Annotated in this window: 27 protein-coding genes and 1 pseudogene; 14 read left to right on the top strand and 14 right to left on the bottom strand. The window is 70.6% G+C overall.

The genetic code is table 11. The annotated features are described in order from the left end of the window. Positions 1–12: 12 nt before the first annotated feature. Complete coding sequence (locus tag ACFSDF_RS06485) at positions 13–1,005, top strand: inorganic phosphate transporter (protein WP_167002295.1); 993 nt, start codon at positions 13–15, stop codon at positions 1,003–1,005. Between the two features lie 110 nt (positions 1,006–1,115). On the opposite strand, the gene pstB is transcribed toward ACFSDF_RS06485, so the two are convergent. The 5 genes from pstB to ACFSDF_RS06460 form a co-directional block, all read right to left on the bottom strand. After that, positions 1,116–1,970 (bottom strand): phosphate ABC transporter ATP-binding protein PstB, encoded by an 855-nt coding sequence (gene pstB / locus ACFSDF_RS06480; protein ID WP_167002297.1) that lies wholly within the window; start codon positions 1,968–1,970, stop codon positions 1,116–1,118. A 2-nt stretch (positions 1,971–1,972) separates the two neighbouring features. Beyond that, on the bottom strand, positions 1,973–3,058 hold the full coding sequence (gene pstA, locus ACFSDF_RS06475; protein WP_167249149.1) for a phosphate ABC transporter permease PstA: 1,086 nt from the start codon (positions 3,056–3,058) through the stop codon (positions 1,973–1,975). Further along, positions 3,055–4,020, bottom strand: a complete 966-nt coding sequence (pstC, locus tag ACFSDF_RS06470) for a phosphate ABC transporter permease subunit PstC (protein ID WP_243845031.1) — start codon at positions 4,018–4,020, stop codon at positions 3,055–3,057. The genes pstA and pstC overlap by 4 nt, the downstream gene beginning before the upstream one ends. 85 nt (positions 4,021–4,105) lie before the next feature. Continuing rightward, entirely contained in the window at positions 4,106–5,203 is a 1,098-nt protein-coding gene (gene pstS, locus ACFSDF_RS06465; protein ID WP_208322250.1) for a phosphate ABC transporter substrate-binding protein PstS, read from the bottom strand. Positions 5,204–5,348: 145 nt separating this feature from the next. After that, on the bottom strand, positions 5,349–5,735 hold the full coding sequence (locus ACFSDF_RS06460) for a MerR family transcriptional regulator (protein WP_377156730.1): 387 nt from the start codon (positions 5,733–5,735) through the stop codon (positions 5,349–5,351). A gap of 60 nt (positions 5,736–5,795) precedes the next feature. Here ACFSDF_RS06460 and ACFSDF_RS06455 point away from each other — a divergent pair, with 60 nt between their 5' ends. Beyond that, entirely contained in the window at positions 5,796–7,067 is a 1,272-nt protein-coding gene (locus ACFSDF_RS06455; RefSeq protein ID WP_167249144.1) for an MFS transporter, read from the top strand. On the opposite strand, the gene ACFSDF_RS06450 is transcribed toward ACFSDF_RS06455, so the two are convergent. Together ACFSDF_RS06450 and ACFSDF_RS06445 are read right to left on the bottom strand one after the other, a co-directional pair. Continuing rightward, on the bottom strand, positions 6,967–7,884 hold the full coding sequence (locus ACFSDF_RS06450) for an NUDIX hydrolase (RefSeq protein WP_377156727.1): 918 nt from the start codon (positions 7,882–7,884) through the stop codon (positions 6,967–6,969). The genes ACFSDF_RS06455 and ACFSDF_RS06450 overlap by 101 nt on opposite strands. Further along, entirely contained in the window at positions 7,881–10,085 is a 2,205-nt protein-coding gene (locus tag ACFSDF_RS06445; protein WP_377156724.1) for an RNA degradosome polyphosphate kinase, read from the bottom strand. The genes ACFSDF_RS06450 and ACFSDF_RS06445 overlap by 4 nt, the downstream gene beginning before the upstream one ends. A gap of 85 nt (positions 10,086–10,170) precedes the next feature. Between ACFSDF_RS06445 and ACFSDF_RS06440 the strand changes: the two genes are divergently transcribed. After that, positions 10,171–11,223, top strand: coding sequence for an alpha/beta hydrolase (locus tag ACFSDF_RS06440; RefSeq protein ID WP_377156722.1), 1,053 nt, complete (start codon positions 10,171–10,173; stop codon positions 11,221–11,223). A 32-nt stretch (positions 11,224–11,255) separates the two neighbouring features. Then, positions 11,256–11,900: a hypothetical protein gene (locus ACFSDF_RS06435; RefSeq protein WP_167249140.1), complete on the top strand. Its 645-nt coding sequence runs from the start codon at positions 11,256–11,258 to the stop codon at positions 11,898–11,900. Between the two features lie 7 nt (positions 11,901–11,907). Here the strand turns inward: ACFSDF_RS06435 and mshD are convergent, their stop codons facing one another. Genes mshD through ACFSDF_RS06420 form a run of 3 tightly spaced genes read right to left on the bottom strand, consistent with a single transcriptional unit; the run spans position 11,908 to position 15,039 of the window. Next, complete coding sequence (mshD, locus tag ACFSDF_RS06430) at positions 11,908–12,729, bottom strand: mycothiol synthase (protein ID WP_377156720.1); 822 nt, start codon at positions 12,727–12,729, stop codon at positions 11,908–11,910. Continuing rightward, positions 12,726–14,228, bottom strand: coding sequence for a carboxyl transferase domain-containing protein (locus tag ACFSDF_RS06425; protein ID WP_377156718.1), 1,503 nt, complete (start codon positions 14,226–14,228; stop codon positions 12,726–12,728). The genes mshD and ACFSDF_RS06425 overlap by 4 nt, the downstream gene beginning before the upstream one ends. A 52-nt stretch (positions 14,229–14,280) precedes the next feature. Continuing rightward, entirely contained in the window at positions 14,281–15,039 is a 759-nt protein-coding gene (locus ACFSDF_RS06420) for a winged helix-turn-helix transcriptional regulator (RefSeq protein WP_167001405.1), read from the bottom strand. A gap of 77 nt (positions 15,040–15,116) precedes the next feature. On the opposite strand from ACFSDF_RS06420, the gene ACFSDF_RS06415 reads away from it, so the two are divergent. Further along, positions 15,117–15,527, top strand: coding sequence for a MoaD/ThiS family protein (locus ACFSDF_RS06415; RefSeq protein ID WP_182397134.1), 411 nt, complete (start codon positions 15,117–15,119; stop codon positions 15,525–15,527). Continuing rightward, positions 15,524–16,348 carry a hypothetical protein gene (locus ACFSDF_RS06410; RefSeq protein WP_167001406.1) on the top strand — a complete coding sequence of 275 codons (825 nt, stop codon included), beginning with the start codon at positions 15,524–15,526 and terminating at the stop codon, positions 16,346–16,348. The genes ACFSDF_RS06415 and ACFSDF_RS06410 overlap by 4 nt, the downstream gene beginning before the upstream one ends. 27 nt (positions 16,349–16,375) lie before the next feature. Here the strand turns inward: ACFSDF_RS06410 and ACFSDF_RS06405 are convergent. Next, positions 16,376–17,050, bottom strand: a pseudogene (locus ACFSDF_RS06405) (DNA alkylation repair protein); the annotation flags it as partial. Between the two features lie 22 nt (positions 17,051–17,072). Between ACFSDF_RS06405 and ACFSDF_RS06400 the strand changes: the two are divergent. From ACFSDF_RS06400 to ACFSDF_RS06385, 4 genes are all read left to right on the top strand, one after another. Continuing rightward, the gene (locus tag ACFSDF_RS06400) at positions 17,073–17,543 is read left to right on the top strand and encodes a thioredoxin family protein (protein ID WP_377156716.1); all 471 of its coding nucleotides are present in this window, start codon (positions 17,073–17,075) and stop codon (positions 17,541–17,543) included. A gap of 220 nt (positions 17,544–17,763) precedes the next feature. Next, positions 17,764–18,243 (top strand): DUF4395 domain-containing protein, encoded by a 480-nt coding sequence (locus tag ACFSDF_RS06395; protein WP_377156714.1) that lies wholly within the window; start codon positions 17,764–17,766, stop codon positions 18,241–18,243. 69 nt (positions 18,244–18,312) lie between these two features. Beyond that, positions 18,313–19,161: a sulfurtransferase gene (locus tag ACFSDF_RS06390; RefSeq protein ID WP_167001410.1), complete on the top strand. Its 849-nt coding sequence runs from the start codon at positions 18,313–18,315 to the stop codon at positions 19,159–19,161. Positions 19,162–19,163: 2 nt separating this feature from the next. Then, positions 19,164–19,469 carry a DUF1416 domain-containing protein gene (locus ACFSDF_RS06385; protein WP_167001411.1) on the top strand — a complete coding sequence of 102 codons (306 nt, stop codon included), beginning with the start codon at positions 19,164–19,166 and terminating at the stop codon, positions 19,467–19,469. Between the two features lie 95 nt (positions 19,470–19,564). Here the strand turns inward: ACFSDF_RS06385 and ACFSDF_RS06380 are convergent, their stop codons facing one another. After that, on the bottom strand, positions 19,565–20,680 hold the full coding sequence (locus tag ACFSDF_RS06380) for an LCP family protein (protein ID WP_377156712.1): 1,116 nt from the start codon (positions 20,678–20,680) through the stop codon (positions 19,565–19,567). 95 nt (positions 20,681–20,775) lie between these two features. Continuing rightward, entirely contained in the window at positions 20,776–21,237 is a 462-nt protein-coding gene (dtd, locus tag ACFSDF_RS06375) for a D-aminoacyl-tRNA deacylase (RefSeq protein ID WP_167249124.1), read from the bottom strand. 62 nt (positions 21,238–21,299) lie between these two features. On the opposite strand from dtd, the gene ACFSDF_RS06370 reads away from it, so the two are divergent. From ACFSDF_RS06370 to ACFSDF_RS06360, 3 genes are read left to right on the top strand one after another with little or no spacing between them, the layout of a single operon-like run. Further along, on the top strand, positions 21,300–21,809 hold the full coding sequence (locus tag ACFSDF_RS06370; RefSeq protein ID WP_167001414.1) for a heme-binding beta-barrel domain-containing protein: 510 nt from the start codon (positions 21,300–21,302) through the stop codon (positions 21,807–21,809). Beyond that, the gene (ygfZ, locus tag ACFSDF_RS06365; RefSeq protein ID WP_377156709.1) at positions 21,802–22,785 is read left to right on the top strand and encodes a CAF17-like 4Fe-4S cluster assembly/insertion protein YgfZ; all 984 of its coding nucleotides are present in this window, start codon (positions 21,802–21,804) and stop codon (positions 22,783–22,785) included. The genes ACFSDF_RS06370 and ygfZ overlap by 8 nt, the downstream gene beginning before the upstream one ends. A 23-nt stretch (positions 22,786–22,808) precedes the next feature. Beyond that, the gene (locus tag ACFSDF_RS06360) at positions 22,809–24,122 is read left to right on the top strand and encodes a UDP-glucose dehydrogenase family protein (RefSeq protein WP_167001416.1); all 1,314 of its coding nucleotides are present in this window, start codon (positions 22,809–22,811) and stop codon (positions 24,120–24,122) included. Positions 24,123–24,124: 2 nt separating this feature from the next. Here ACFSDF_RS06360 and ACFSDF_RS06355 read toward each other — a convergent pair whose 3' ends face one another. Next, entirely contained in the window at positions 24,125–25,537 is a 1,413-nt protein-coding gene (locus tag ACFSDF_RS06355; protein ID WP_243842867.1) for a tyrosine-protein kinase domain-containing protein, read from the bottom strand. 47 nt (positions 25,538–25,584) lie between these two features. On the opposite strand from ACFSDF_RS06355, the gene ACFSDF_RS06350 reads away from it, so the two are divergent. After that, positions 25,585–26,808 carry a glycosyltransferase gene (locus tag ACFSDF_RS06350; RefSeq protein WP_377156707.1) on the top strand — a complete coding sequence of 408 codons (1,224 nt, stop codon included), beginning with the start codon at positions 25,585–25,587 and terminating at the stop codon, positions 26,806–26,808. Positions 26,809–26,822 lie beyond the last annotated feature (14 nt).

The following is a 26,822-nucleotide window of genomic DNA, read 5'->3' as shown; positions in this document are numbered from 1 at the left end:
CTCACCCTGGTCATGGTCGTCCTCGTCATCAGCGTTGCGCTGATCTTCGACTACACCAACGGCTTCCACGATGCGGCCAACGCGATCGCGACGTCAGTGTCCACCCGGGCACTGACACCGCGAATCGCTCTTGTGATGGCCGCGATCATGAACTTCATCGGAGCGTTCCTCGGCACCGAGGTCGCAGACACGGTTGGCAGCATCATCGCCGAAGGCGTCGAGGGCGACGGCAATCACGGCCTCACCGTCGTGCTCTCGGCGCTGGTCGGTGCGATCGTCTGGAACCTCATCACCTGGTACTTCGGGCTTCCGTCGTCCTCGTCCCACGCGCTGATCGGCGGCCTGGTCGGCGCCGGTGTCGCGTCGGCGAGCACCGTCGAGTGGAACACGGTGGTGGACAAGGTCGCCATCCCGATGGTGATCTCGCCGGTGGTCGGCTTCAGCGGCGCGTTCTTGCTCATGCTGGCGATCATGTGGATCTTCCGGCATCGCAACCCGCACCGGACGATGCGCGGGTTCCGGCTCGCGCAGACCGTCTCGGCCGCCGCGATGGCGCTCGGTCACGGTCTCCAGGACGCGCAGAAGACGATGGGCGTCATGTTCCTCGCGCTGCTCGCCGGTGGATACGTGGCAGCCGACGACGGCATCCCACTGTGGGTCAAGGTCGGCGCGGCCACAGCGATCTCGCTCGGGACGTACTCGGGCGGCTGGCGCATCATGCGTACCCTCGGGCGCCGCATCATCCACCTCGACCCGGCTCGCGGCTTCGCAGCCGAGGCGACGGCGGCAGCGGTGCTGTACGTGATGGCGATCGGTCTGCACGCTCCGGTCTCGACGACCCACACGATCACCTCGTCGATCATGGGCGCTGGCGCCACCAAGCGGTTCAGCGCCGTTCGTTGGGGCGTCGCGCGGGGCATCGTGATGGCGTGGATCGTGACGATCCCCGCCGCGGCGCTCGTGGCGGCGGTCACCTACTGGATCTGCGCACTGTTCCTGCCGTAGGGGCCTGTCGACACCCCCGCTGGTCGAGCCTGTCGAGACCACGCACAAAGGCGCCCTCCGACCCACTGGGTCGGAGGACGCCTTTTCGTACGGGGCCAGCGCCGTACGGCCTACCCGAAGCGGCCGGTGATGTAGGCCTCGGTCGAGGGGTTGTCGGGGTTCGAGAAGATCTTGGTCGTCGACCCGGACTCGATGAGCTGCCCGGGCTCGCCGATACCGGCGAGGTTGAAGAACGCCGTCTCGTCGGACACCCGGGCCGCCTGCTGCATGTTGTGGGTGACGATGACGATCGTGTACGTCTCCTTGAGCTGGCCGATCAGGTCCTCGATCGCGCTGGTCGAGATCGGGTCGAGTGCCGAGCACGGCTCATCCATCAGCAGCACCTGCGGCTCCACGGCGATCGCGCGGGCGATGCAGAGCCGCTGCTGCTGGCCGCCCGAGAGCCCGGCACCGGGACGGTTCAGACGGTCCTTGACCTCGTCCCAGAGGTTCGCCCCACGCAGCGAGCGCTCGGTCAGCGCCTCGGCCTCGTCCTTCTTGAGTCGGCCGCCGTTGAGGCGTACGCCGGCGAGGACGTTGTCGCGGATCGACATCGTCGGAAACGGGTTCGGGCGCTGGAAGACCATGCCGATCTCGCGGCGTACGAGCACGGGGTCGACTCCCGGCGCGTACAGGTCGCGTCCGTCGACGCGGACCGTCCCCTCGACGCGGGCGCCGGGGGCGACCTCGTGCATGCGGTTGAGCGAGCGCAGGAACGTCGACTTGCCACATCCCGACGGGCCGATCACGGCCGTCACCGACTGGGCCGGGATCGCGAGCGTCACGCCACGGACGGCGTGGACGTCCCCGTAGTAGATGTCGAGGTCCTCCACGTCGATGCCGATCGCGGCGGGACGGGGGGCGGTGCCGGCGGCCGACGCGCCGGTTGCCGGCGTCGTGGCGGAGTCGCGGAGTACGGATCGCATGCTCATCGCTTGTCCTTGGGAGAGAAGAAGTAGGTCACGAGTCGGGCCACGAGGTTGAGCACCATCACGATCAGCATCAGCACGAGTGCGGCACCCCAGGCCCGTGCGATGGACGGCTCGGGCGGGACTCCCGGGCTCATGATGGAGCTGTAGGTGAACACCGGCAGGGTTGCCATGCGCCCGTCGAACAGGTTGACGTTGGTCGAGTCGGTGATCCCCACCGTGATGAGGAGCGGCGCGGTCTCGCCGATCACGCGCGCGACGGCGAGCGTGATCCCGGTGACCAGACCCGCGAGCGCGGTCGGAAGGACGACCTTCACGATCGCCCGCCAGCGGGGCACACCGAGCGCGTACGCCGCCTCGCGCAGCTCGTTCGGGACGAGCTGGAGCATCTCCTCGCAGGAGCGGACGACGACCGGCGTCATCAGCACGGTCAGCGCGACCGCGCCGGCGAGCCCCATCCGGACCCCCGGTCCGAAGAACACCACGAACAGGGCATACGCGAACAGGCCCGCGACGATCGACGGGATGCCGGTCATGACGTCGACGAGGAAGCGGATCGCCTTGGCGAGACGCCCGTCGCCGCCGTACTCGACGAGGTAGACCGCCGTGAGCAGACCCAGCGGCACCGACATCACCGCGGCGGCTGCGGTGATGAGGACCGTGCCCCAGATCGCGTGGTAGATGCCGCCGCCCTCGCCGACGACGTTGCGCATCGAGTAGCCGAAGAACTCCGCCGAGAGGACCGGCAGCCCGTTCTTGAGCACGGTCCACAGGATCGAGACCAGCGGCACCATCGCCAGCGCGAAGGCGCTCGAGACCCCGATGGTGACCAGCCGGTCGATGGCCTTGCGCCGGCCCTCGATCGCGTACGAGAGGATCGGGAAGCCGATCCCGACCACGGCCCAGCCCGCCAGCAGGGACGGGACGAGGGGGAGGTCGAGACCGGCGTGTAGCGCCGACGCGACGACGACGGCGAGCGCCAGGGCGTACCAGCCGGATCCGCGCGGGAGCTGCGGCTGGTGCCAGCTGCGCAGCCTCGTGGGTGCGGCGTCGCGCTCGGGAGCAGGAGGTGCGGTCGTGGTCATGCGTTGGCTCCCGAGAACTCCTTGCGCCGGTTCACGACGGCGCGCGCGCCGACGTTGACGGCGAAGGTGATGAGGAAGAGCACCAGCCCGGACGCGATCAGCGCGTTCACCGTCAGCCCCGAGGCCTCGTTGAACTGCAGCGCGATGTTGGCCGGGATCGTGCTCGGGTTCGTCGAGCTGATGAGGTTGAAGGTGATGACGCCGGAGGCCGAGAGGACCATCGCGACGGCCATCGTCTCGCCGAGCGCACGCCCGAGGCCGAGCATCGCGCCGCCGATCATCCCGGAGCGGCCGTGCGGCAGGACGACCGTGCGGATCATCTCCCAGCGGGTCGCTCCGAGGGCGAGCGCCGCCTCCTCGAGGAGCACCGGCGTCTGGCGGAAGACCTCGCGCGCGATGGCCGTCATGATCGGCAGGATCATCACGGCGAGCACGATCGCGGCGGTGAGGATGGTGCGACCGGTCGCGGAGGCGGGGCCGCCGAAGAACGGGAGGAACCCGAGGTGCGCCTCGAGCCATTCGTACGGCCCGACGAGCTTGCCGGCGAGGACCCGCATGCCCCAGAGACCGAAGACGACCGACGGGACAGCGGCGAGCAGGTCGATGACGTAGCCGAGGGTCTGACCGAACCTGCGGGGGACGTAGTAGGTGAGGAACAACGCCACAGCGACCGCGAGCGGCACCGCGATCACGAGCGCCAGCGTCGCGCTCCAGAGCGTGCCGAAGACGAGCGGGAGCACGAACGCCAGGAACGTCTTGCCGCTCTTGACCTCGTCGGGTGAGGCGGTGATCCCCGGCAGGCCTTCTGCGGTCAGGAAGATCGCGACGCCCGCGAGGATCGCAAGGATCGCCAGCGCGGCGCCCTTGGACAGGCCCAGGAACATGCGGTCGCCGAACCTGCCCTTGGCGGCGGCGGGTTCGGCGGTGTCCCGCGGCGGGGACGGGGTGGAGGTGTCGGTCACGAAGCGGTCCTCTGGTGGAGACGGTGGGGAGTGACCTGCGGGCGGCCGTCCGATCCCCCGGTACGGACGGCCGCCCGCAGGAGCATCACTTCGCCGAGATCCCTTCGACGATGTCGGCGATGCGCTCCTCGAGCGCGCTCGTCAACGGGGCGGAGCCGGCGCCCTCGGCGGCAGCCTGCTGGCCGTCGGAGCTGGCGACGTACGAGAGCCAGCCCTTGACGAGGTCGGCCTTGGCCTCGTCGTCGTACTGCAGGCACGCGATCTGGTACGACAGCAGGACCGCGGGGTAGACGCCCGACTCGGTCGTGGTGTGGTCGATGTCCATCACGAGGTGCGTGTCGCCGCGGCCTTCCTTCTGCTTCGACGCCTCGAGGATCTTGGCGGCGGCCTCGGGGCTCGGCCCGACGTACTCCTCGCCGACCTTGAGCGACGCGACACCGAGGTCGCCGGCCTGGCTGGCGTCGGCGTACCCGATCGTCCCCTCGCCGCCCTGGACGGTCGCGACGACACCGGACGTGCCCTGCGCGCCCTCGCCGCCCTTGATCGGCCAGGTCTCGACCTCGCCCTCGGTCCAGCTCTGCGGCGCCGCTGCGGCCATGTAGGCGGTGAAGTTCTCGGTCGTGCCCGAGTCGTCTGAGCGGTGGACCGGCGTGATCTTCGACGACGGGAGGGTGGCGTCGGGGTTGTCGGCCTTGATGGCCGCATCGTCCCAGGTGGTGATCGCGCCGGCGAAGATCTTGCCGAGGGTGTCGGCCGACAGCTGCAGGCCGTCGACCCCCGGGAGGTTGTAGATGACGGCGATCGGGCTGACGTACGTCGGGACCTCGATCACGTCGGACCCGCAGCGCTCCTCGGCGGCCGTCAGCTCCTCGTCGTCGAGGTAGGCGTCGGAGCCGGCGAAGTCGGTGCCGCCCGCGATGAACTGCTCGCGTCCGGCGCCTGAACCTGCCGGGTCGTAGTTGACAGTCACGTCGGGGTTCGCGGTCTGGAAGCCCTGCTTCCACGAGGCGACCGCCGCCTCCTGCGAGCTTGCGCCGGCGCCGTTGAGCGTGCCGCTGAGCGTGCTCTCGGTCGCGTCGTCGGTCGCGTCGGCCTCGTTGCCCGCGCCGCAGGCGGACAGGGTCAGTGCCGCGACAGCGGCCAGTGCCAACGGTGTGGCGACGCGGAGCTTGGTGCGGTTCACGTGCTTTCCCTCTCTGGGAAGTCATGTCGATCTCTGTTGTCGACGCTGACGTTAGGGAGCGCAGGTGAAGCAGCAGCCGGACGAAGGTGAACCGAAGGTGAACGGTGGCCGACGAGTCGGCGCGCGGATGTGACGTACGCCGTGGTCAGGCGGGGTGTGCGGCGCCGACGAGGTCGCCGTGCTCGGTGCGCTCGAGGTAGCGGGTGACGGTGTCGCGGCTCTTGGTCAGGCACGCGATCTTGTCCTCGAGCGCGGTGAGCTCGGCAGACATCATCTCGGCGAACTCGCGGCTGCACGAGGGTGGCAGCTCGGCGTTGGCCAGCGCCTCGACGTCGAGCACGATCCGGACGAGGCGGGTCGGCAGCCCGGAGGCGATGAGGCTCCTGACCGTACGGACCCGCTCCACGGAGGCATCGTCGTACGACCGGTAGCCGTTGGGCTCGCGGTGGGACGTGAGCAGGCCCTGCTCCTCGTAGTAGCGAAGCATGCGGGGCGCGACCCCGGTGGCCTCGGCGAGCTCTCCGACACGCACGGCACGTCCTCTCGGATCGGGCTTGACCTTGACACAGATGTCAAGGTCTACGGTCCGAGCATGACACAGACGATGACAACTCTCCCGGGCATGACCCGCCGTACGTGGGCCGCGCTGCTGACCCTCGCCGGCGCGGCCTTCGCGACCGTGACCGTCGAGCTGCTCCCCGCCGGGCTCTTGCCCTCGATGGCCGACGATCTCGGGGTCTCGCGGGGCAGCATCGGGCTGTTGGTGACGGCGTGGGCGCTGACGGTCGCCGCCCTGAGCCTCCCACTGGAGCGGGCCACCCGCCGCCTGCCTCGTCGTGCGGTGATGCTCGGTGCGGTGGTGGTGAGCGCGGGGGCCGCGGTGCTCGCCGCGCTCGCCCCGGCGTACGGGCTGCTGGTCGTCGCACGGATCGTCGCGGCTGCCGCCCACGGGCTCCTGTGGGCGCTGCTCGTCCCGTACGCGGCCTCGATCGTCGACGAACGGCACCTCGGCAAGGCGGTGTCGGTGGTCCTCGTCGGGCCGACCGCGGCGGGCATCGTGGGTGTACCGCTCGGCACGGCGGCAGCCGAGCTCGTCGGGTGGCGTGTGGTGCTCGTCGGCGCGGGCGTCCTCCTGGCCGTCGCCGCCGTCGCACTCGCGAAGGTGCTTCCTCGTGACACCGCCCCCGGCGCGAGTCCCGAGCCCACGGGCACCGCCTCGGCGGGCCGCGACCGCTCTCTCGTCCGCGTGGCCGTCACCGCGACCTTGAGTGCACTGCTGCTCGTCGGCCACTTCCAGGTGTTCACCTACGTCGGTCCGCTCGTGACGCGGGTGGCCGGCATGGAGCCCTCGGCGCTCGGCGGCGTCCTCGCGCTCTTCGGGGCCACCGGAGCGCTTGGGCTCGCCATCGCCGGACCGCTGTCGGACCGCTACCCGAGGGCCGCCCTCCCGGGGACCGCGATCGCCTTCGCGCTCACCGTGCTCGCCCTCACGGCGCTCGACACGAGCACCGCGGCCGCCCTGGTGGTCATCGCGGTCTGGGGAACGATGATCGGGCTGCTCCCGCCGATCTTCCAGGCGACGGTCATGCGGATCGCCTCGCCGGCGGCTCGCGGCGCCGCCGGGGCGGTCGTCGTCACCGCGCTCAACCTTGGGATCGCTGCGGGTGCCGCCTCCGGGGCCTGGCTGCTGGAGAACCGTGGCGCCGACGCCCTCGCCCCGGTCGCGGCAGTGATGATGACGGTGGCGGCGCTCGGTCTGACGATCAGTGCGGGTCGTGGCGCTCGATCGCGCGGACCTCGCCCCGACGGTGGTGCACCACGACCAGACCTGCAGCCGGCAAGGGATCGGCGTCGACCGCGCTAGCGTCCACGCCGACCACCTCGAGCATCCGCGGAAGCACGGGGCGGTGGCCGCAGACGACGACCGGTCGCTTGTGGTCGACGGCTTCGGCCATCGCCTCGGCGACCGGTCGCTTCTTTTCGGGACCACCCTCGCGGGGCTCGTCGAGGCGGTGGTCGAGCACGATCGGCCGGTGCAGGGTATCGGCGTACGGACTGAGCGTGGCGGCGCACCGCAGGGCGGCGCTCGAGCGCAGGTGGTGCACCCCGTACGCCGCGAGCAGGGGGCGGAGCCCACGCGCCTCGTTCTTGCCCTCCGCGCTGAGCGGGCGGGCGAGCGGGTCCTTGCGCCATCGCTGGCGTGGCCGGGCGGTCGCGTGCCGGACGACGAGCAGCGTGCGCGCATCGAGAGCCCCGGACGAGAGACGTTCGGCGAAGGCGTCGAGCACGCTGCGGTCGGAGTCGTACGAGAGTCGCTTGGCCGCCTTCGTGAGCGGGACCCACGCGACGCCGTCGATCTCCTTGTTGGGCTCGTACGCGTCGGCGTCGCCGCGCACCGCGGTGGCGGCCCAGTAGGCGACGTTCTTCATCCGGCCCGGCGCATACTCGTACTCGAGCTCGAGGAGCGGCACGCCGAGCCGCGCGGTCACGCCGGTCTCCTCCTCGACCTCGCGCACCGCGGTGACAGGCCGCACCTCGCCCCGCTCGACAGTCCCCTTGGGCACCGTCCAGTCGTCGTGGCGCGGGCGGTGCACCAGCAGGACCTGCAGGTCCGTCGGCGAGCCTCCCGGCGCGGGGCGCCACACCAGGGCGCCGGCCGACCATCGGATCGGCCGGTTCACACGAATCCGCCGACCGCGGGGTGGTCCTTCGCCTCGGCGCGTGCGCGGGCGCGCCGTGCGCGGGTGCGGTCGATCGTCTCCTGCTGGAGGTCGAGGAGAGGCCCCTCGGAGCTCGAGCGCCGGGTCCAGGTGCCGTCGGGCCCGAGGTCCCACGCGTCCGTGGCGGGGTCCATCGCAAGGTCGAGCATCGCCCCGACCTCGGCGATGTGCTCCGGACGCCCGAGCTGCACGAGCACCTCCACGCGCCGGTCGAGGTTGCGGTGCATGAGGTCGGCGGACCCGATCCAGACCTGCGGGTCACCGCCGCCGGCGAACCAGAAGACGCGGCTGTGCTCGAGAAATCTCCCGAGCACGCTGCGGACGACGATGTTCTCGCTCATCCCCGGGACGCCGGGCCGCAGGGCGCAGATGCCGCGGACGAGCATCTGCACCGGCACCCCCGCCTGCGACGCGCGATAAAGGGCGTCGATGACCTCCTCGTCGACGATCGAGTTGACCTTGATCCGGATGTCGGCAGGTCGGCCCGCGCCGTGGTGGTCGATCTCCTGCTCGATGCGTTCGACGATCCCGGGGCGCAGGCGGGCGGGCGCGACGAGGAGCTGGCGGTACGACTCGCGCCGGGAGTAGCCGGACAGGTTGTTGAAGAGGTCCGTCAGGTCGTCGGCGATCTTCGTGTCGGTGGTGAGCAAGCCGTAGTCCTCGTACAGGCGTGCCGTCTTGGGGTTGTAGTTGCCGGTGCCGATGTGGGCGTAGCGGCGCAGCCCGTCGGGCTCGTCCCGTACGACCAGGCACAGCTTGCAGTGGGTCTTGAGCCCGAGCAGCCCGTAGACGACGTGGCAGCCCGCCCGCTCGAGCTTGCGGGCCCACCGGATGTTGGCCTGCTCGTCGAAGCGCGCCTTGATCTCGACCAGCACGAGCACCTGCTTGCCGGCACGGGCGGCGTCGACGAGCGAGTCGATGATCGGCGAGTCACCGGAGGTGCGATAGAGCGTCTGCTTGATCGCGAGCACCTGCGGGTCGGCGGCCGCCTGCTCGACGAAGCGCTGAACGCTCGTGGCGAAGGAGTCGTAGGGGTGGTGGACCAGGACGTCGCGCTCGCGCAGCGCGGCGAACATGTCGACCGGGCTCGCCGACTCCACCTCGGCGAGATCGGGGTGGGTCGTCGGCACGAACGGCTCGTACTGCAGCTCGGGCCGATCGAGGTCGGCGATCTGGTGCAGGCTCGCGAGGTCGAGCGGCGCCGGCAGCGCGAACACCTCGTCGGGGCTGATGTCGAGCTCGGTGACCAGCAGCTCGCGCACGTGCTCATCCATCGTGTCCTCGACCTCGAGACGCACCGGCGGCCCGAACTTGCGGCGCAACAGCTCCTGCTCGAGGGCCTTGAGGAGGTTCTCGGCGTCGTCCTCCTCGACCTCGAGGTCCTCGTTGCGGGTCACGCGGAACGAGTGGTGGGCGAGGATCTCCATCCCGGGGAAGAGCGCGTCGAGGTGCGCCGCGATGACCTCCTCGAGCGGGACGAAGCGCTGCGGGCCGACCTCGAGCCAGCGGTCGAAGATCGGCGGGACCTTCACGCGCGCGAAGTGGGACTTGCCGGTGACCGGGTTGCGCATCATGACCGCGAGGTTGAGCGAGAGCCCGGAGATGTACGGGAACGGGTGCGCGGGGTCGACGGCCAGCGGGGTCAGGACGGGGAACACGCGCTCGCGGAAGACCTGCCCCACGCCCTTGCGCTCGTCGGCGTCGAGGTCGTCCCAGTGCAGGAGTGCGATCCCGTGCCCATCGAGCTCGCGCCGCAGGGTATCGGTGAGCAGCGCGCCCTGGCGCAGCATGAGGTCACGGCTCGTCTCGAGGCTGGCCGACCACACCTCGCGCGGTTGGATGCCGCTGGCGCGACGGGAGGCCAGCCCTGTGGCGATGCGTCGCTTGAGGCCTGCGATGCGGACCATGAAGAACTCGTCGAGGTTGCCGGAGAAGATCGCCGTGAAGCGGATGCGCTCGAGCAGCGGCACCGTCTGGTCCTCGGCGAGCTCGAGCACGCGCTCGTTGAAGGCCAGCCAGGAGAGCTCGCGGTCACTGAACCGGTCGTCGGGCAGGTCTCCCGTGACGGCCTCGTACGGCGGGTCCACATCGAAGGAGTCCGGTGAGCGTGGGTGCTCCTCGGTGGCGGTCGCGACGCTGGTGGTGGCGAGATCTTCGGCCATGACGGCATCGTGCCACGGCAAAGTGACCTACGGGTGACCTACGAACGACCGGCCGCCGAGGGGTGCGATCGGCTACCGTACCGCCGTGACCTCCACCACATCCGTCAAGGGAGCCGCGCTGCGCGCCGCCTTCCGTCTGCCTGCGCCGGTGATCGCCAGGCTCGCCGGTGCGCCGGTCACCCGCCGTCACCGCACCCTCGACCCGCAGATGCGGCTGCTGCTGACCCTGCAGGCGCTCGAGGGGCCGGCCGCGGAGTCCGTGCCGATCCCGCACGGGCGCCGCATCATCCGCGCAAGTGCAGCCATGGCCGGTGGGGCGCTCCCGATCGGCTCGGTGCACGACCGGACGATCGACGGACCCGGCGGGCCGCTCCCGCTGCGTCTCTACGCGCCGCGTGGGGTCACCGGGACGGCGCCGGCGCTCGTGTTCTTCCACGGTGGCGGCTGGATCTACGGCGACCTCGAGAGCCACGACGCGATGTGCCGGTTCCTCGCCGAGCAGGCGGGGGTCCGGGTCGTCGCGGTCGACTACCGCCTCGCGCCCGAGCACCCGTTTCCCGCTGCGCCCGACGACTGCCTCGCGGCGTACGACTGGGTGCTCGCGCACGCCGACGCGCTGGGGATCGACCGGCACCGCGTCGCGGTCGGCGGTGACTCCGCGGGCGGCAACCTCGCGACCGTCGTCGCCCAGCAGGTCGTCGGTCGTACGGAGCAGCCGGCGGGCGTCGTCCCTCCGGCGTACCAGCTGCTGATCTATCCCGCCGTCGACTTCGTCGAGAAGCGTCCGAGTCGTACGGAGATGGAGACCGGGTTCTTCCTCACCGGCGGCTTCATCGACCTCTCGTCCGACAGCTACACCGCGTCCGCGCCGGATCCGGCCGACCCGCGGCTCTCTCCGCTGTACGGCAAGCTCGAGGGTCTGCCGCCGGCCTACGTCGTCACCGCCGGGTTCGACCCGCTGCTCGACGAGGGCGAGGCGTACGCCGAGGCGATGCGCGCCGCCGGTGTCGAGGTGACGTACCTCTGCGAGGACGGGCTGATCCACTCCTTCGCCAACATGGTCGCCCTCGGCACGGCTGCCCCTGCGGCGATGCGCCGCGCGGCTCGCGCACTGCGCCGCGGACTCCACCGGAGCTGAGCATGTTTGGCTCGCGCTGACACGCTGGAGGCATGACCGCCACCACGACCGCACCGTTGACCGTCCGCCCCGCGGGCATCGTCGACGTCACGAGCGCAGCCCGTCTGCTCGAGTCGTCAGCACCTGAGATCGACGTCGACGGCGACGGGTTTCCGGACGGTCCTGCCGACCCTGAGGTCGCCGCGTCGGTGGCCCGGATGGCGCTGAGCCACGTCGTCCTGCAGCACGGTCAGCTCTGGGTCGCCGAGCGCAACGGGGTCCTGGAGGCCGCGTCGGTGTGGATGCCGGCGGTCGAGACCGGTGCGGGGGACGGGCTGCGCGACGTCCTGCTCCGCGAGCTGCACGGTCCCTCGCTCGCCGCGGCGCTCGACCCCGGCGCCGAGGTCCGCGCTGCGCTGGCAGGGGCGTCGCTCGAGGTGGCGGCCCTCCTCGAGCGGATCGATCCCGAGCAGATCCTCAGCGGTCTGGGGGTGGCGCAGCACGTCTCGCGTCTTGCGGCGCCTGCCGTCATGCGGGCGACCATCATGCCCGCGCTGGAAGCACTCGATGGCGGTGTCGCCGCCGCGGCCTCGCTCGAGCCGGAGCGCGTCGCTGTGCTCGAGTCCGCAGGCTTCGTCGGCGTCGGGACGGTCGACGTCGGTGCCGGGCACCAGCTCTGGGTCGGGCGCGCGGCCTGACCGGTCGTCAGGCGCGTTCGTAGAGGACGTCGCGCGCGCTCTCGGTGAACCCGAGCCCTTCGTACGTGGCGAGGGCGGGCACGTTGTCACCCTCCACATAGAGGTCGACGCGTTCCACGCCCAGGCTCACGAGGTGGTGCAGCCCGCGCAGCGTCAGCGCCTTGCCGAGGCCGAGCCCCTGCGCGGACGGGTCCACGCCGACGACGTAGACCTCGCCGACTCCGTCCTCGACCTTCGTCCAGTGGAATCCGACGACCGCGCCGTCGCGCTCGGCCACGAAGAGCCCGGCCGGGTCGAACCACGGCTGCGCCATGCGCGCCCGCAGGTCGGCGAGGTCCATCGCCCCTTGCTCGGGGTGGCCAGCGAACGCGCGGGCGTTCACCGCGACGAGCGGCTCGGCGTCGTCGTCGCGCCACGTGCGGAGCGTGACCGCGTCGAGCGTGCGCTCGTCCGGCAGCGGCAGCGCAGCGTCCCGCGACAGGACGAGGAGAGTGCGGACGGCCTCGAGGCCCGTCGTAAGGGCGAGGTGCTGAGCCCCGGGAAGGTCGCCGTGGGCCCAGAAGCGTAACTCGCCCGCGTCGAGGACGGTGTCGAGGAGCCCGCGTCCGAGTCCGTGACGGCGGTGGCCGGGGGCGACGAAGAGCTCGACCGGCGCGTCACCCGCGGCGTACGCGGCCGCGACGAGCGCGCCGTCCTGCTCGACCGTACGGTCGACGCGCGGCGGCTCACCGGCGGCGATCGCGATCCGGCTCGCCTCGTTGAGCGGGGAGACGCCGTCGACGTCCGCGACTCGTTCGGCGAGGGCGATCCGTGGGTCGGGGATGCTCATCGCCCACCTCCCGGGACGTCATCCGAACGGTGGGCGGTAGGCCTCGCTACGTATGACGTCCCGGAGGAGGACTCCGTACGGAGCCGTCTGATCTGGGTCGCAGCCTCGGCGGCGACGGCACGCGCGAGTCCGGCCGGGTCGTCGTCGTCGTCTGCCTCCTCCGGGACGAGGACGTGCACGGTGCCGGCGACGAACAGGTCTGCCGCCGACACTCGCTGCGCCGCCGCCATCTCAGCGGCGTGGTCGGCGTCGCCGTGGACGATCGCCGAGGCGCCTTCGGGAGGCAGCGGCGAGAGCCACGCGTTCTGGGTGGCCACGACGACGTCGGCGGGGAAGAGCGCGAGCGCGCCGCCGCCGCACCCTTCGCCGAGCAGCACCGCGACCGTCGGGACGGTCATCGTGGACATGGAGGCGATGCAGCGCGCGATCTCCCCGGCGAGGGCGCCCTCCTCGGCCGCCTTGGACAGCTCGGCGCCGGGGGTGTCGATCACCGAGACGAGGGGGAGGCCGAGCTCGTTGGCCAGCCGCATGCCGCGGCGCGCCTCACGCAGCGCCGCGGGTCCCATGGGAGAGCGGGACTGCGCCTTGCGGTCTTGGCCGACCACGACGCACGGCTCGCCGTCGAGCCGGGTGAGGGCGACGATCATGGCGCTGTCGCGCTCACCCTCGTCCGTCCCCTGGAGCCGGATCGTGTCCTCGCCGCCGACCCGCAGCACGTCGCGTACGCCGGCGCGGTCGGTCCCGCGGGTGCGCTCGATCGCCTCCCAGGTCGACAGGCTCGGCCCGTCTGCGGGTTTCCTGCGCGCCAGTGTCGGCGGCTTCGGGGGATCGATGAGGATGCCGAGCGTCCTGTCGACGAGCGCAGGGAGGTCCTCCGCGGAGACGACGGCGTCGATGATGCCGTGCGCGACGAGGTTCTCGGCAGTCTGCACGCCTTCGGGGAACGGGTGGTGATGGAGCACTTCGTAGACCTTCGGGCCGAGGAACCCCACCAGCGCGCCGGGCTCGGCGACGGTGACGTGGCCGAGAGAGCCCCACGAGGCGAACACGCCGCCGGTGGTCGGGTGCCCGAGGTGTACGAGGTACGGCAGGCCGGCGGCCTTGTGCGACATGATCGCCCGCGAGATGTCGACCATGCGGACGAAGGCGGGCGTGCCCTCCTGCATGCGGGTGCCACCGGACGCCGTCGTTGCGAGGACGGGGATGCGCTCCGTGGTCGCGCGTCGTACGGCCGAGACGATCCGCCGCGCGGCGTCCTCGCCGATGGAGCCCGCGAGGAAGCGGAACTCGCTCGCGACCACCGCGACCGGCCGCCCCCGCACGGTGGCGCGACCGGTGATCACGGACTCGTCGCGGCCCGAGCGCTCAGCGGCTCGGGCGAGCTCGCGCTGATAGCTCTGCGGCCAGCGCGACACGTCGATCGGTGTGTCCCAGGAGACGAACGAGTCGGCGTCGAGGACGTGCTCGATCAGGTCGGACGCCGTACGGCGGGCGCTCATGGACGGTCCTCTCGGGCGCGATGGATCGGTTGGTTCGATCCAAGCACAGCCCTCAGCGGCGCGAGAAGGCGTTCGGCGCCGGCGCCCGGTCGGCGTCGTCTGTCTCCTCCGAGGCGCCGGCCTCACGCCGGTCACGCGCCTGCGCGACGAACCGGTAGCCGACGTTGCGGACGGTGCCGATGAGCGTCTCGTTGTCCGGGCCGAGCTTGGCCCGCAGTCGCCGTACGTGGACGTCGACCGTACGGGTGCCGCCGAAGTAGTCGTAGCCCCAGACCTCCTGCAGTAGCTGCTGGCGCGTGAACACGCGGCCGGGGTGCTGCGCGAGGAACTTGAGGAGCTCGAACTCTTTGAACGTCAGGTCGAGGGAGCGGCCATCGAGGCGTGCGGTGTAGGTGACGTCGTCGACGGTGAGGCCGCCGGACTTGATGACGTGGGCGTCGGGGTCGGTCCCGGCCTCGGCGGAGACGCGGCCGATGGCGAGACGCAGACGGGCCTCGACCTCTGCGGGGCCTGCGGTGGTGAGCAGGACGTCGTCCATGCCCCAGTCGGCGGCCACGACCGCAAGGCCACCCTCGGTGACGATCAGGACGAGCGGCGCGTCGACGCCGGTGGTGCGGAGGAGCCGGGTGAGTCCGCGCGCCTGAGCGAGGTCGGCACGCCCGTCGATGAGGACGGCGTCGCACGAGGGTGCGTCGAGGAGGGCGCTGGCGTCAGGAGGAAGGATCTTGACGTGATGGGGAAGGAGCGCGAGGGCAGGAAGTACTTCGATGGACGACTGCGTACTCGGCGTCAGCAGGAGCAAGGTGGACATCGCGGGACCCTTCTGCGGATACAAAGAAAGCCCAGGGCTGTGCCCAGGGCTTCATTGCTTGCTCCACAATAGGCTACGTGACCGATGCATCAACAACCGGTAACCGTGACGTCGAGCGCAGTGCGGGCGTCACGGTGCGCTATTGGGCGGCGGCCCGAGCGGCCGCAGGTCGTGAGGTCGATCACGTCGATCCAGGCACCGTCGCCGACGTCCTCGACGCCGTGCGCGCGTTGCACGACGGCAACGAGCGCTTCATGCGAGTGCTCGAGATCTGCTCGGTGCTGGTGGGTGAGGAGCCGCTCGGAGGCACCGACCCGGCGACCGTCATGGTGCCCGCCGGCGGCCAGCTGGAGCTGCTGCCGCCCTTCGCCGGAGGCGATAGTCGGCACAGCGCCGGAGGCGATAGTCGGCACAGCGCCGGAGGCTCCGGTGGCACCGCGCACACGAATCTGTCGGTCGGGGGACGCAGGCGACGAGCCCAGACGTGAGTCGCGTCCGCGAGGAGGCACGATCGCCCCTCGGGCTTACCGCGATCGCGCCCGGTCTCGTGACCACGGCGTTCGTCGGCCTCCTTGCGCTCGCGGCGCAGGCCGGTGCCGTGGTGATGGCAGCGGCCGTTCTGCTCATCCAGCTCCTCCTCGCGTCGGCGCCGTCGGCACCCGGTGTCTCCCGTACGCCGGTCCGCGCGCCGAAGGTCGTCCCCATCGCCGTCGCCGGTCTCGTCGCTGCGGTGGTGACCATGTGGCCGTCGACCGCCGCCGGTGCCCGCGGGACGACGGTGATGGCGGGCGCGATGGTCGAGAGCGGCACGCTCGCAGGCATCGGGCTGGCGCTCCCGGTCCTGATCCTGCTGGCGCTGATCGCGCAGGTGCGGCGCCCGGCGCCTCGTACGGACGTCGTGACGGCCCTCGGTGACGTGGTCACCACGGGCTTCGTCGCTCTGCTGGTGACGGGGTGGCTCGCCGCGGCGGAGTCCCCGGTCGGTCGCGCGGCCGTCGTGGTCGCCGCAGTCGTCACGGTCGTTGCGCTCGTCGCCGACCGGGCTCGCCGCGCACGGGCGGTGGTCCAGGTGTGGGCGCTGGCGGTGTGCGCGCTGGTCGGGATCGTGATGGCGTCCTGGGAGGGCGTCAACGCCGTGGCGGGCGGTGTCGCTGCCGTCGCCATCGCCGGATCGGTGATGGCCGGGCGCAAGCTCGGTCAGTGGTGGCGTCCGCTCCCGCCTGCGCGGTGGCCGATGGAGGTCGTGGCGCCGATCGCGCTCGCCGGCCCCGTGGTCTTCGTCGCCGCCCTCCTCTGGGCAGGCATCTGACGGGTCGGGCAGGGCACTCAGCGCGCGCGGTAGGCCTGCGCGACGAGGGGTCCGGCGACGTCGGGCGATCCACTCGGCGACGAGCTCGGGGCGACGTCGCGCGGTGTCGCGCAGGACCCACCCGATCGCCTTGCGAACGAAGAACTCCCGCTCGTCGAGCATCGAGTCGGCGTACCGGCTGAAGCGCTCCCAGTCGCCTCCGCCCGCCCGCAGCGCCGGTAGCAGCGCGAGCAGCGCCGCCCGGCGTACCCAGAAGTCGGCGTCCCGCGCCCAGCGGTCAAGGACGTCGCCGCAGGCGACCGTGCTGCCCGGTCGCGCGGTCACGGCGCTCACCACCTCGGTCGCGAGCGGGTCGACGATCGCCCAGGTCTCCGCCTCGCGCAGCATGTGCTCGACAATCGCCAGGTCCTCGCAGGTGAGCGCGCCCGCACGCTGGGCGAGGACGAACACAGCCGCGAGCCGGTGCTCGTGAACCTCGGACGCCCACAGCCGGGTGGCGAGGTGGAGGACGTCCTCGGGGTCGGCCACCCCGCTGGTACGGAGGGTGGCGCGGACCGTGCCCCGGACGTCCGGCACCCGGACGCCGAGGTGAGGGCGCATGCTCTTCAGGTAGCGCGCGGCGCCCTCGGCGCGTTCGGCATCACCGTGCCCTGCGAGCGCGACGGTGAGGCGGTCGGCGACGGACGCGACGTCGTCCTTCATGAGGGGAACGTACTCTTGACGCGTGCCTCTCGGTGTCTCCGTCCTCCTCGTCGTGCTCGTGGCGACCGGTGCGTTCGCGCTGGTCCGCAAGCGCGTCGACGGTCGCGTGCGCACGACGTCGCCCACGTCGGTGAGCGCTGCTGCCCCGGTCGCCCCGGCCCGTGAGGTGCTGACTGCGGCCGAGATCGGCGCCGAGCTGGGGAGTGGGGCGACGCTCGTCCAGGTCGCGAGCGCCTTCTGCGCGCCGTGCCGCGCAGCGCGGGTGCTGCTGACGAAGGTGGCCGACGCGCGCGACGACGTGGCGTACGCCGACGTCGACGCCGAGTCGCACCTCGATCTCGTCCGTCGGCTCGACATCCGGCGCACCCCGACCGTGCTGGTGCTCGACAGCGCGGGCGCTGTCGTCGCCCGTGCGAGCGGCGTGCCCAAGATGCCCGAGATCGAGGCAGTGCTGACCTCGGTCACCCGATCTCGCATCTCAGATGTCGGATAGCCGTCTCGCTATTCGAGACCCGAACGTGACCAGGCCCGGGTTGCCGCCTACTCTTGCCGACATGCCTCGTACGACACTTCTGACCAAGCGACGCGCAGTGGACCACTGCCGCGTGCGCTCGGCGCTGTGTCGAATGCGCTGAACGAACCCGCCCACGTCGCCTCACGGCGACAAAGCCCGCCGCCTCGATGCGGCACACGTTCTGCGCCTGGAGTCCCTGATGTCTGCAACCTCCCAGCCTGTCGTGCGTCCCAACGATGACCGTCCCGTCGGTCGCGTCGATCCGCGTGGCCAGCGCTTCGCCGCCACGATCACGGCGGTCGTCCTCGGTGTCGCGCTCGTCGCGATCGGTTCGCCGTTCGCGACGGTCCTGATCGGTCTGCAGTTCGCGGTCTTCGCCGTCGGTGTCCTCGGCGGCCCGGCACGCACCCCGTACGCGCAGCTGTTCGCTCGTGTCGTCCGCCCCCGGATCGGGGCGCCGGCCGAGACCGAGGATGCACGTCCGCCGCGGTTCGCCCAGGCGGTCGGCGGGGTCTTCGCGCTCGTCGGCCTCGTGGCGTCGCTCGCCGGCCTGACCGCGGTCGCTGCGGTCGCCGTCGGCTTTGCGCTCGCGGCGGCCCTGCTCAACGCCGTCACTGGCTTCTGCCTCGGCTGCGAGATGTACCTGCTGGTCCGTCGCGTCGCACCGCAGCGGGCCTGACTCACCGACTCACACCACAAACCCATCACCGTCACATCTCAGCCTGACAACAACCGTGGAGGTAACACCATGAGCCGCGAATCTGCGCTCGTCACCGCCGACTGGGTCGAGGAGCACCTCGCCGACGACGGCATCGTGCTCATCGAGGTCGACGAGGACACCACCGCTTACGACAAGGGCCACATCGCCGGTGCGATCAAGCTCGACTGGAAGAACGACCTGCAGGATCCGGTCCGCCGCGACTTCGTCAACAAGGCGCAGTTCGAGGCGCTCCTGTCCGAGCGTGGCGTGAGCAACGACGACACCGTCGTGCTCTACGGCGGCAACAACAACTGGTTCGCCGCCTACGCCTACTGGTACTTCAAGCTGTACGGCCACCAGGACGTCAAGCTGCTCGACGGCGGCCGCAAGAAGTGGGAGCTCGACAGCCGTGAGCTCGTCGAGGAGATCCCGACCCGCGCGACGACGTCCTACACCGCGCAGGAGCAGGACACGTCGATCCGCGCGTTCCGCGACGAGGTCGTGGCCGCCATCGGCGTCCAGAACCTCATCGACGTCCGCAGCCCCGACGAGTTCGCCGGGCGCCTGCTGGCGCCGGCGCACCTCCCGCAGGAGCAGGCGCAGCGCGGCGGCCACATCCCCACGGCCGGCAACGTCCCGTGGAGCAAGGCGGCCAACGACGACGGCACCTTCAGGAGCAACGAAGAGCTCGAGGCGCTGTACGCCGAGGCCGGCCTCGACCGCAGCAAGGACACCATCGCGTACTGCCGCATCGGTGAGCGCTCCTCGCACACGTGGTTCGTGCTGCAGGAGCTCCTCGAGATCCCGAACGTCAAGAACTACGACGGCTCCTGGACTGAGTACGGTTCGCTCATCGGCGTGCCGGTCGCGCTCGGCGACGAGCCCGGCGAGGCCTGAGCATGTGCGGCGCGACGCGTGGCGGCCCGAGCCTGGACGGGGTCGACCTCGACAAGGAGTCCGTCATCCAGGGCATCGTGACGAAGGCGGGCGAGCCCGTGGGCAACGCCTACGTACGCCTCCTCGACGCGACCGGTGAGTTCACCGCCGAGGTGCCGACGTCGGCGACCGGACAGTTCCGGTTCTTCGCGGCTCCCGGGCAGTGGACGCTGCGCACGCTCGCGCCGCGGGTCCAGCCGGTCGACCGGCTGGTCCAGGCCCAGCGGGGAAGCGCGGTCGACGTCGAGGTGACGCTCGAGACCGTCTGACCTGCCGCTGGTCGAGCCGACCTGCCGCTGGTCGAGCCTGTCGAGACCACGAAGCCCCCGCCCCGGATCTCCGGGGCGGGGGCTTCGTCGTACGGTCAGTTGATTTCGGTCTCGGAGCCGAGCTTGGAGGCGTCGTCGGGATAGAGGCGGAGGTATCTCTTGACCCGGTCGTTGCGGACCATCCGCCAGAGCTGCTCGCCCTTTTCGAGGTCGAGGTTGACGATGCTCTGACCATTGGCATCCTCGCCGAACCGCTGGGCAGCGAGTGGCACCGTCATGAAGTCCACCTCGTCGACGTTGATGCTCTTCATGTTCCAGGCGAGGTCGGTGATGGTCGAGACGCTGAAGTTCTCATCGATGGTGAGGTGCTTCGCGACGGAGCCGACCGTCTTCTGGAGCTTGATGGGGTTGCTGATGTTCTCGGTGCTCATCATCTTCTTGAGGAGCAGCCGGATGAAGTTCTGCTGACGCTTGATCCGATCGAAGTCACCGTCGCCGAGCCCGTAGCGGGTGCGGACGTACTGGAGGGCCTTCTTGCCCTTGAGCTTGTGCCAGCCCTTCTCCCAGCTGACCTTCTGGGAGGTGTCGTAGAACGTCTCGGGGATGTAGACCCGGACCCCGCCGACCGCCTCCGTCATGTCGCGGAAGCCGTCCCAGTCCATGATCACCATGTGGTCGAGGCGGAGGTTGGTGAGGTGCTCGACCGTCGAGATCGCGCCGTTCGGGCCGTAGTTGGCGAAGGCGGCGTTGATCTTGTCCTCGCCCCGCGCCTCGCCCTCCTCGTCGTAGATCGTCACATGGGAGTCGCGCGGGATGGAGATGACGGAGACACGGCTACGGTCGGCCGAGACGTGCGCAACCATGATGGTGTCGCTGCGATGGATCCGTCCCTCCTTCCAAAGGCCATCGTCGTTGAGGTCGGCTTTGATCGAGGAGGAGTTGTTGTTGCCGTCGGCCTCGGCGTCGGCGCCGAGCACGAGGATGTTGAGCGCCTCGCCGGGAGCGGGATCAGGGCGGTTCTCTTCTTTAATGGCCGCGATGGGGACCTTGTCGATGCCGGTGAAGCTCTTGATCATGCCGAGGGCGTATGCGCCGGAAGCGACGAGGAAGACGGAGAGCAGAGTCGCGATCGTGGCCGCCACCCAGTGGCGGCGCACCCAGCCGCGCGGCTTCTCAGCGCGTCGTTTGCCGGCGCCGTCGTAGTCGCTCATCCAACTCCCTGTTCAGTACATGCCACCCGGCATGACGGCAGCCCAGGACGTCTGGCCGGGGCTGCAATCCCCTTATTCTGCCTCAAGACCGGCGATCATCCCAGGCGAACAGTGTCTCTCCTTGTCAGTTCACCGCTGTCGAGGACCAACGTCACCGGTCCGTCGTTGACGAGGTCGACCGCCATGTCGGCCCCGAACCTTCCACGTTCGACAGTCGCTCCGAGTTCCCGAAGGACCCTGCAGAACTCCTCGTACAGGGGTTCGGAGACCGGCCCGGGAGCCGCGTCACCCCACGACGGGCGCCGTCCCTTGCGGACGTCGGCGTACAAGGTGAACTGGCTGATGACGAGCAGCGGTGCATCGACATCTGCGGCGGAGCGTTCGTCGCGGAGGATCCGCAGGTTCCAGATCTTGGTGGCCAGAGCAGCGGCGTCGTCGGCGCTGTCGGTGTGCGTGATGCCGACCAGGACCACCAGTCCCGGGCCGTCGAAGGCGCCGACGACCTCGCCGTCGACACGTACCGAGGCGGAGCTGACTCGTTGGACGACGGCACGCACCGCAACATTCTGGCGCGTACGGCACGGGCGTCAACCCTCGGACCCGCCCGTAGACTGAGCGCATGCCCTTCGAGATCCCCGAGGACCTTCACCCCGACATCCTCGGACTCGCGTGGTTGCTGGGCCAGTGGCACGGCAACGGACGCGGCGACTACCCGACGATCGAGCCGTTCTCCTTCGAGCAGGACATCGCCTTCGCGCACGACGGGCGTCCGTTCCTCCACTACTTCAGCCAGACATGGCTCACCGACGAGTCCGGTGAGCGTATTCGCCCTGGCGCCCTCGAGACGGGCTTCCTGCGCCCCGGCGGACCGATCGACAAGGCCAAGGGGCCGGTCGAGCTCCTGCTGACGCACCCGACCGGGTTCGTGGAGATCTACTTCGGCGAGCTCGACGGCCCGCGCCTCACGTTGCAGACCGACGCGGTCGTACGGACGCCGACCGCCAAGGAGTACACGGCCGGCCAGCGCATGTACGGGCTGGTGGACGGCGACCTCATGTACGCCTACGACATGGCTGCACAGGGGCAACCCATGCAGTCGCACCTTTGGGGGCAGCTCAAGCGTGTCTGATCTCGATGCACCGACCTACCGCAGCCCGCTCCTCGACCTACCCGGCGCCGTCGAGGGGGAGGGCATCGACCGTGGTGTGGCCGCGCACTACGGCGCGATCAGCACCGAGCAGCGTGCGCTCGAGGCAGACAAGGCCTTCGTCGACCTCTCCCACCGCGACGTCGTGACCATCACCGGACCCGACCGGTTGGGCTGGCTGCACTCGCTGACCACTCAGGCGTTCGAGGGGTTGGCCCCGGGGACGCCGACGCAGGCCCTGGTGCTGTCGCCGCAGGGTCGGGTCGAGCACGCGTTCCACGGCGTCGACGACGGTGAGACGTTCGTGGCGCACACCGAGCCCGGCCAGGGCGCCACGCTCGCCTCGTACCTCGACTCGATGCGCTTCATGATGCGCGTCGAGGTGACGCTCGCGACCGACGCGTACGCGGTGCTCGGGCTGTCCGGGCTCGGCTTTGCCGTGGTGCCTCGTACGGAGCTCGCGGCCGCCCCAGACACCTACGGCGCGGCCGTCGGCACCTGGGCCTGGGAGGCGCTGCGGATCGCCGCCGGCGTGCCGAGGCTCGGGCTCGACACCGACGACAAGTCGATCCCCAACGAGTACGGCTGGCAGTACGACGCCTCGACCGGGACCCCGGAGCTCATGCAGGCCGTCCACCTCGCGAAGGGCTGCTACCGCGGCCAGGAGACGGTCGCGCGCATCCACAACCTCGGACGCCCGCCGCGCCGCGCCGTGCTGCTGCACCTCGACGGTTCGGCCGAGCACCTGCCGCTCCACGGGTCCGACGTCGTGCTCGACGGGCGCCGTGTCGGGTTCGTCGGCTCGACCGCCCGCCACCACGAGCTCGGTCCGATCGCCCTCGCCGTCGTCAAGCGCAACGTGCCCGTCGAGGCGACCGTGGTCGCTGACGGCGTCGCCGCCACGCAGGAGGCGTTGGTCGATCCTGAGGTCGGCCTGCACGTGCGTCCGGCGCTCTGAGCCTGGTTGCTATCGTCGCCCGCATGCGTATCTCGGTCATCGGCTGCTCATACCTGGGTGCCGTCACCTCGTCGTGCCTCTCCCGCATGGGACACGACGTCACGGGAGTCGACATCGACACCCGCATTGTCGACGAGCTCTCGGCCGGGCGCGCACCGTTCTTCGAGCCTGGCCTCCAGGAGCTGTTGAGCGAGCAGGGTGACACCGGGCGGCTGCGCTACACCACGGACGCGGCAGCGGTCGCCGGCAGCGCCGTCCACTTCGTCTGCGTCGGGACGCCGCAGCGCGCCGGTGAGAACGCCGCCGATCTCAGCCAGGTCGAGAGCGCCATCGAGGCCCTGCTCCCGCACCTCGCCCCGGGTGATGTGGTGGTCGGCAAGTCGACGGTGCCGGTCGGTACGGCGGCGCGGCTGGCAGCACGGATCGCCGAGGTCCAGCCGGAGGCGACGCTGGTGTGGAACCCCGAGTTCCTGCGTGAGGGCTACGCGGTCCAGGACACGCTGCACCCCGACCGGATCGTGTACGGCGTGCCCGAGGGCCCGGCCGGCGAGCGCGCCAGGGCGATCCTCGACGAGGTGTACGCTGCACCGCTGGCCGAGGACGTGCCGCTGGTCGTCACCGACTACCCGACCGCCGAGCTGGTCAAGGTCGCCGCCAACTCCTTCCTCGCCACCAAGATCTCGTTCATCAACGCCATGGCCGAGCTGTGCGAGGTCGCCGGCGCCGACGTCACTGCGCTGGCCGACGCGATCGGTCACGACGACCGCATCGGACGCAAGTTCCTCAACGCCGGGATCGGCTTCGGCGGCGGTTGCCTGCCCAAGGACATCCGCGCCTTCATGGCACGCGCCGGCGAGCTGGGTGCCGACCAGGCGCTGACGTTCCTGCGCGAGGTCGACACCATCAACCTGCGACGCCGTGACCGCGTGGTCGAGATCGCGCGCCAGGTCCTCGACGGCACCGTCACCGGCCGCCGGATCGCGGTGCTGGGTGCGGCGTTCAAACCGAACAGCGACGACGTGCGCGACTCGCCCGCCTTGGACGTGGCCGAACGGCTGCACGTCCACGGTGCGGAGGTGCGCGTCACCGACCCGCATGCGGTCGAGAACGCCCGCCGGCTGCACCCCGACCTCACCTACGTCGCCACCGTCGACGAGGCCGTCGAGGGTGCCGACCTCGTGCTGCTGCTCACCGAGTGGCGCGAGTACGTCACACTCGATCCGGCGGACCTTGCGAAGCAGGTCCGCAACCCGGTCGTCGTCGACGGACGAAACGTGCTTGACCCTGAGACGTGGCGCGACGCCGGCTGGACCTACCGCGGACTCGGTCGCCCCTAACCTCAGGCGCGATGCCGCACGGCCTCGTCGTCGTGGGGGTGCGCCTCGGTCGGCGGGTCGGTGTGGCCGTAGCCGTAGCCGTAGCCGGACCAGCTTCCCTCCTGGGACCGCACCGGCGTCATGGTGAGCACCGTCCCGAGCAACCGCGCACCCACGCCCTGCAACCGGTCGACCGCGCGTCGCACCTGGTCCCGGGTCGTCTTCTTCGACCGCACCACGAGGATGGCGCCGTCGGCCTGCGAGGCCAGCAGAGCGGCGTCGGTGATCGGCAGCAGCGGAGGGGCGTCGATCAGGACCACGTCGTACGACTCCCGCAGCGTGCGCAAGGTCTCCGCCATCGCCTGACTCTGGAGAAGCTCGGCAGGGTTGGGCGGGATCGGCCCGCTCGTGAGGACATCGAGGAACTTGTTGCTCGTCGGCTGGAGCGCGTCGCCGAGGCTGCTCCGACCGATCATCACCGACGTGAGGCCGATGCTCGAGCGGAGCCCGAGGTAGTCGGTGAGCCGCGGTCGCCGGAGGTCACCCTCGACGAGGACGACGCGGTGCTGGGCGATCGCGAGGGTCAGCGCGAGGTTCGTCGCCGTCGTCGACTTGCCCTCGTCGGGGATCGAGCTCGTCACCACGATGACCTTGTTGGACGCGTCGACGTCGACGAACTGGAGGTTGGTCCGCAGGACGCGGAAGGCCTCCGTCCGCGGAGCGAGCAGACCGATCTGGGTGACGAGCGGGCTCTTCGACGCTGCGGAGTCGTACGGGATGGAGCCGAGGACGGGAGCGTCGGTCACCTCCCCGAGGTCGTCGCTCGTGCGCACCGACGTGTCGAGGTTCTCGCGGAGCAGCGCTGCCCCGACCCCGACGAGCAGGCCGAGGAGGAGCGCGAGCCCCACGGTCCGCTCGATGTTCGGCGTGCTGGGGGTCTCGGGAAGCGTGGCCTCGTCCACGACCGTCGCGGTGATCGGCGCGCGTCCGTTGCGTCCCGCACGCTCCAGCTCTCGTACATAGGTGCTGAATTCTGCCGCGGTCGCCTCTGCGATCCGCTGCGCCTGCTCAGGTTCCGGGTCAGTAGCGCTCACCTCGAGGATCACCGTCTCGGGGACTACCGAGGCGCTGATCTGCTCTGCGAGCTCGCTCGGCGTGGCGTCGAGGTCGAGGCGGTCGGCCACCCGCTCGGCGACAGCCTGCCCGGTGATCAACGTCGCGTACGAGGCAACGCGTTGCTGGGAGAACAGTCCACCTTGATAGGCGTCGGTGCTGTCGGCCTGCGGAGTCGAGACGAACAGTCTCGTCGTTGAGGTGTACTCCGGCGTCGCCCTGACTAGGAACACCCCGGCGATCGCGAGCGCGACGACGACGCACGCCGTGATGACCCGCCATCGCCTGCGCAGCACCTGCAGTAGCTCGTGGACCCCCAACATGCCCCCCTTGGCTCGTCAGTGCCTCCTCACACTAGGACAGGTCGCCAATGACGGCGAGCGATGCGTGCGACCTGCCGAGGTGGGCGGTGACGACTAGTCTCCCGTCACGTCGGCCGCACCGGGGTTGCCGAACGGATGAGGGGTGGGTCGAGATGTCGCAGGGCAGCACAGCCGTCCGAGGACGAGTCCTTCACGTCGCCCCCGGTGATGCGATCGCCCGGCTGCAGCCCCAGTTCGGGTTCCAGCAGGAACACGGGTACGACGTGCGTGTGGCTTGCGGGCGGTCATCCGACGTCAACTGGGCACGGCTCGCACCCTTCGAACCGATCGATATTCCGTTCCCTCGCCGGCCCTTGCCGCACCGCGTGGCCGCCACGCTCGTAGAGCTCGTACGCGCCGCGCGCGAGTGGAGGCCGACCTACCTCCACCTCCACTCGCCCGCTGTCGCGCTGACCGTACGGTGGGTGCCCCGTTCGTGCTGGCCGGTCGGGATGCAGATGGTCTATACCGTTCACGGGTACGGCCATGTCTGGCCGCCACGGGGCCGCGCCCGCGCCATCCAACAGGCAGAGCGGGTGCTGGCACGGCGCACGGACCTCATGCTCTTCCAGAGCACCGAGGACCTCGACGAGTCGCGTGGGCGCCGCTACAACAGCCGGCTGCGCTACCTCGGCAACGGCGTCGAGGACGCATGGTTCGACATGGTGCCCGCCCCCCGATCGACAGGGCCGCTCGAAATCGTCTACGTCGGCCGGATGGTTGAGGAGAAGGGCGTGCTCGACCTGGTGGAAGCGGTCCGAGGACTGGAGGGGGTTCGGCTGCACCTTGTCGGTGCTGCCGAACCTACTGACCCGCGCCCTGTCGACCCCGCGGCCATCGCCGCGACGGCCGCGCCGGGTACGGTCGTCGTCCATGGTCGTGTGGATCAGCCCACGCTGCGCCAGGTGGTCGCCGACGCCGACGTGCTGTGTCTCCCGAGCTACCGCGAAGGGGTTCCGCAGAGTGTCATCGAGGCCCTCGCGGCCGGGCGGCCGACTGTCGTCACGGACGTGCGGGGATGCCGTGAGCTGGTCGACGACGGCGTCAACGGCTACGTGGTGCGAGCGCGCGACCCGGCAGGCCTACGGGTTGCCCTGCAGCGGATGCGTGACCTGCCTGCTGCCGAGTACGCGCGGATGTCGACGGCAGCCCGAAGCTCCGTCGCACAAGGACGACGTCTCGAGAACGTCCACGCACGCCTGCTCGAGGCGTACCGCGAGCTCGAGCCATGAGCCGGGGGCCCGGC

Source organism: Mumia zhuanghuii, from assembly GCF_042681565.1.
Taxonomy (GTDB): Bacteria; Actinomycetota; Actinomycetes; order Propionibacteriales; family Nocardioidaceae; genus Mumia.
This window is presented reverse-complemented; position numbering and strand designations above follow the sequence as displayed.